This is a genomic window from Clostridium sp. (genome assembly GCF_040797585.1).
Taxonomy (GTDB): Bacteria; Bacillota; Clostridia; order Clostridiales; family Clostridiaceae; genus Clostridium_Z.
This window is the reverse complement of the sequence record NZ_JBFNEO010000198.1, coordinates 1-5,150: the sequence shown is the minus strand read 5'-3', so window position 1 is coordinate 5,150 and position 5,150 is coordinate 1. Positions and strand designations below refer to the sequence as shown.

At 29.1% G+C, this 5,150-nt stretch carries 4 protein-coding genes; 2 read left to right on the top strand and 2 right to left on the bottom strand.

The features are described from left to right. Window positions 1-619 precede the first annotated feature (619 nt). Both AB2369_RS11160 and AB2369_RS11155 read left to right on the top strand, forming a co-directional pair. Complete coding sequence (locus AB2369_RS11160; RefSeq protein WP_367666557.1) at window positions 620-1,954, top strand: [Fe-Fe] hydrogenase large subunit C-terminal domain-containing protein; 1,335 nt, start codon at window positions 620-622, stop codon at window positions 1,952-1,954. A gap of 61 nt (window positions 1,955-2,015) precedes the next feature. Continuing rightward, window positions 2,016-2,669 (top strand): HAD family hydrolase, encoded by a 654-nt coding sequence (locus AB2369_RS11155; protein ID WP_367666556.1) that lies wholly within the window; start codon window positions 2,016-2,018, stop codon window positions 2,667-2,669. A gap of 112 nt (window positions 2,670-2,781) precedes the next feature. Here AB2369_RS11155 and AB2369_RS11150 read toward each other — a convergent pair whose 3' ends face one another. Then, window positions 2,782-4,041, bottom strand: coding sequence for an O-antigen ligase family protein (locus AB2369_RS11150; protein WP_367666555.1), 1,260 nt, complete (start codon window positions 4,039-4,041; stop codon window positions 2,782-2,784). Beyond that, on the bottom strand, window positions 4,038-4,865 hold the full coding sequence (locus tag AB2369_RS11145) for a phosphorylcholine transferase LicD (protein ID WP_367666554.1): 828 nt from the start codon (window positions 4,863-4,865) through the stop codon (window positions 4,038-4,040). The genes AB2369_RS11150 and AB2369_RS11145 overlap by 4 nt, the downstream gene beginning before the upstream one ends. Window positions 4,866-5,150: the final 285 nt, after the last annotated feature.

Sequence of the window (5,150 nt, the reverse complement as noted above, 5' to 3'; positions counted from 1 at the left end):
AGAATAGTATTTCATATAATCACCTTCTTGAATTTATTATAACATAAACATTATACAAATTCAAGAGTGTTGTATAAGCTTCTATAAGGTTTTATTCACTGTTACGTTCCCCCCTAATCTTCTTTAATTCTTCTTATACTAGAAATTAAAATATCTATTATTTTTACTAGAAATCCATCCAATACTATAGAATTATCATTACAATTCTTAAAATCATCTCTAAACTTTATAATCTAAAATCAGTAATTAATCTTATTTTGAGATTTAGCTATTATATCAGGCTAAATTATTTTCAACTTATATTGATATGAATATATATAATCTAATTGGAAATATTTAATATTGTGAGTTTATATATTAAGTATTATATCCATACTTTAAGACTTTAATCTAAAATGGATAATGGCACTTAATCTATTCCTACACTAAACTCATTGGAAATTATAAATTTAAAATGCATATAAAATAAGTTTTAAGTTAAAAACTATAAGGTTATTACTTAAAATATGTATTTCTCATAATTAACTTTTAACTGAATATAAGAAGCATTTAATTATCTTTTATATACTTAAGTGCTTAAGTCAATATATGATTCAGGTTAAATAAAAGGAGTGTTTTTATGAATAAACAATATACTGATATATTTAAGACCTTAGTAAAATCTTACTATGAAGATAACTTTGAGGAGAAGATTAGTGAATTACTAGATAAAGAAGATGTAGATAAAAAAGTTCTTAGCGAAATTATCTGCTCACTCTGCGGAGTAAAGGTGGATTATAGTGATAATTTTACCTCTGACTTAAAAAAGGCAATAACCTCATATAAAGCTAAAGAGAAAATTATATCTAAATTATCTGCTTGTGGAAGCTGCAAGGATGGTGCTTGCATTAATGCATGTCCTTTTAATGCCATATTAAAGGACCCTATAACCAATCTCTCTTACATAGATATGGATTCTTGCACTGATTGTGGGCTCTGCGTGGAAGCTTGTGATCTTGGGCATATAGTAGATAAAGTTGAATTCATGCCTATTATGGAGCTTTTTAAAAGTGGTAAGCCAGTAATAGCTGCTGTAGCCCCTGCAATTACTGGACAATTTGGTGAGAATGTAACTATGGATATGCTTAGGGAAGCCTTTATGAGGGTAGGATTTAAGGACATGGTGGAGGTTGCCTTCTTTGCAGATATGCTTACTATAAAAGAATCCGTAGAGTTTAATAGATTTGTTAAATCTAAAGATGACTTAATGATAACCTCTTGTTGTTGCCCTATGTGGGTTGGTATGCTTAAAAAGGTTTATAAAGACTTAGTCAAATATGTGTCTCCTTCAGTATCCCCTATGATAGCTGCAGCTAGAAGTCTAAAAAAACTCAATCCTGATTGCAAGGTAGTTTTCGTTGGTCCCTGCATAGCTAAAAAGGGAGAAGCAAAGGAAAAAGACTTAATTGGTGATGTGGATTTTGTTCTAACCTTTCAAGAGCTTCAGGGAATATTTGATATACTAGAAATAAATCCTTCTACACTTAAGGGAGTTTCATCCTTAGAATATGCTTCAAGAGGGGGAAGGTTATATGCTAGAACTGGTGGTGTATCCATAGCTGTATCTGATGCTATAAAGGAAATGTATCCTGAAAAATATGATCTCCTTCAAGCAGTTCAATGTCAGGGAGTTATTGATTGTAAGAAGATGTTATCAGCCGCTCAAAATGGAGAACTTAAGGCAAACTTTATAGAGGGAATGGGATGCGTTGGTGGATGTGTTGGAGGGCCTAAGGCTATTATCTCCAAAGAACAAGGAAAAAAAGCCGTTGATGATTTTGCCTTTGATTCCTCTTATAAGGTAGCTACCCATAGTGATATAATGTTAGATATCTTAAACAGGATGGGAATAAGTTCTATTGAGGATTTTAAGGATCATAGTAAGATAGAAATATTTGAAAGAGATATTTTTTAAAAAGACTGTCTTTACTTACTAATATTTCATGATATAATCTCCTTGTATAGGGGGTATTACAATGTTAAAAAATATTGACGCAGCAATTTTTGATATGGATGGAACCTTAGTAGATTCCATGTGGATTTGGGAAAAAGTAGATGAAAACTTTTTAAAAGAAAGAAACATATGCTTCCCTAAAAACTTAAAGGAAGAGATTAATCACTTAAGCTTCCAAGGCACAGTTAAATACTTCAAGGAAAGATTTAATTTAGATGAATCCTTAGAAGAAATCGAAGAAATTTTTACTACTATGGCTTATGATGAATATAAAAACCATGTTACTTTAAAACCAGGAGCCAAAGAATTTCTTCAGCTTCTTAAATCTAGAGGAATAAAAATTGGTTTAGCTACCTCAAACTCTATTCCATTACTTGAGGTGACATTAAAGAATAATGGAATTTATGAATATTTTGACTCAATAACAATAACCAATGAGGTTAAAAGAGGTAAAAACTTTCCTGACGTCTATCTTCTAGCTGCTGAAAAGCTTGGGGTTTCACCTAATAGATGTGTAGTATTTGAAGATATACTTCCTGCAGTAAAAGGTGCAAAAGCTGCTGGAATGAAGGTTATAGCTATTCATGATAAATTCGCTGAACTAGAGAGAGAAGAAATAATAAAGGAAGCTCATAAATATATAAATGAGTATAGTGAGATCATTGAAGCGGTATAAAAAGTTATCATGTAAATTACTATAGTATAAAAAAGTTTTAAGTTAATAATAATTTTTCTTTATAAATTTAAAAAGCTACCTCATAATATATATTTATTATGAGGCAGCTTTTTTAAAACTTCTTATATTTCTTTATAAAATATTCACTATAACCTATGTATATCCAGAACAGAGCAGATACTACACTTATAACATATAATAAGGATGATTCTACGAAACTCATTACATATAAAGACATAAAGAATGCAAATATAAACTTCATTACATCTCTATATTCTTTTGGTATATCTGTTTTAAATATAGTCTTATATAAGCTATATCCATTAACAATAAAGAATAAAACCATGAGTATAGCAGCTATTATTCCATGAGAGTATGTTATTTCTAAATATATGTTATGAAGTCTTCCTCCATCAATTCCTGGTAGATTTCTTGTGGCATCCTTCTTCATTATATCCACCACATCCTTATATCCCACTCCAAGGATTGGATTGTTCTTAAATATCTTCTCATAGCCTTCCTGCCAAAGGTTAAGCCTTCCGCTAAAGAATCCTTGTCCTGCAGTTTTATTTATAAATCCATTTAGTGGCTCTATAACATAAGGTTTATATACCGGAAAGGTTATTGCTAAAACTATAACTGAAGCCATTATTACTCTTCTTAAAGACTTATTTCTTATATTTATAAATCCATATACAATTATAAATACTGCAAGGCCTACCCAAGAAGCCCTAGCTCTTGAAAGGTATAATACACTTCCTTGAACTAATATATTTATTCCATAAAATATACTAAAGAACTTAGTTGCTCTAATGTTTAAAAAGCTAAGAGCAAGGGATAAGAAACTAACCATCCCCCCTGTATTACTTATTATAAATAACCCTTTTAAAAGTTCAGGTCTCCAAGTCTCATTAAAAGCTATTCCAAAAAGATTAGTTTCAGTAAAGAACATAAGTAAACTTATAAATGAAATTATAAAGCTAATAAATATAAAGGTAAAATTTATCCTATATATCTCCTTTAAAGTATTTTGTGGAGTTTGTGTTATTTCTGAGTTATTTAATACCCCAAGCTGAATTAAAGTTATTAAAAATATCCTAAAGTTATATAACTTACTTGGAAAAATTATTAAAGATAGTATATTTATCATAATAAATAGATTTAATAACATATTGAATTTTTTTAATATTCTTGTCTTTTGCTTATATATATCTAAAAGTATAAGTGCCATTCCCCAGGCAATAATAAGAAGTTTTATTATGGTAAAACCACTTTTAAGAGAAAACTCTGTTGTAAAAAATAGTGCATATATAACAAATGCTATTTTAAAATATAATCTCTGTTTAACTATATCTATATTATCTAAAATCATGTGCTACTCCTCTCATCTTTACTCTCTATAATGTATATATCCTTGGCGTGCCATGTCCTCTCCTCTTCCTTTGGAAGCTTCATGTAATCTCCATATATATTTTCAAGTATATTATGAGGGTTACTTGGTCCTTGGAATATCTGTCCTTCAAACTCAATAGGCTTTAAAGGAAATATATCCTTATATTGGAATTCCTTATTCCACATAAGTTCTCCACCATAATTTACTTTTTGGAAGTTATGATTATCTGTCCACTTTACAGTGTTCCTTGAAAACTTATATATAGTTTTATGGCTAATTGGTTTAAAAAGAACATTTAAGGATTTTCTTATAAGAGCTTTTATCCCCTTTCCTTTGACCTCATACTTACACTTTATTATAAAACTAAGAACATCTTGTCTAATAAATTCTTTTATCTTATTATTACATACATTATCATAAGGAAATACATCTATATATATTCCCGAGTGATAACTAGGATTTTCTTCTCCAAACTCTAGGAAAAGGGTATCATTCTTTCTAACCTTTGTTGGAATATGATAAAGAGTGTAATTTTCATCCTTTTCTATGTTTTGAAGATATAAATCATTCCTTAGCTCCTTTGGAGCTATCTTTAAGAATTTTTCATAATCCTCTCTCATCATGCCTATATCAAGATCATCATCCCAAGGTATAAAACCCTTATGCCTAACTGCTCCAAGAAGAGTTCCATCAATTAAAAAATATTTTATATCATGTTTTCTACATATTCTATCCACATCCATTAGTATATCTAACATAACCTGTTGAGCCTCTTCTAAGCTACACTTAATCTTCTTCTCCATTTTATCATCCTTTTATTAATTTAATTATACATTTATTACTATAATAATATATTTATTATTTCTATCCTCTATCTCTTCCCCCATGATTTTAAGAAAGTAAATAATAGATTAATCCTATATAGTGGTTATGTAAATTTTTTACCCATCCTATATTATAATTATATCCAATTAAGAATTTGTTACAACTAATTTACTTTATAAATATTAAATATCCCCTAAGACATTATAGCCTAATATGATATAATTTAACTACCATAACCTCTGAAATCTAACAAAAGTTTAATT